At 70.3% G+C, this 212-nt stretch carries 1 protein-coding gene; it reads left to right on the top strand.

All coding sequences use genetic code 11. The features are described from left to right. Nucleotides 1-212: DUF11 domain-containing protein (locus A7A76_RS18320; protein ID WP_206412553.1), on the top strand; the 212-nt coding region annotated here is incomplete at both ends.

Genomic DNA, 212 nt, shown 5'->3' with positions numbered 1-212 from the left:
GGCCTCGGCCGACCTGGCCGTGGTCAAGACCGCGTCGAGCGCGACGCCGGTGGTGGGCACCAACGTTACCTTCACCATCACGCTGACCAACAACGGCCCGTCCGATGCGGCCGGCGTCAACGTCAACGACCAGCTGCCGGCCGGCTACGCCTTCGTCTCGGCGACGCCGAGCGTGGGCACGTACAACAACGGCACCGGCGTGTGGGCCGTGG

It is taken from the genome of Lysobacter enzymogenes, from assembly GCF_017168095.1.
Taxonomy (GTDB): Bacteria; Pseudomonadota; Gammaproteobacteria; order Xanthomonadales; family Xanthomonadaceae; genus Lysobacter; species Lysobacter enzymogenes_D.
The sequence above is the reverse complement of the archived record's forward strand: the minus strand, read 5'-3'. Positions and strand labels throughout refer to the sequence as shown.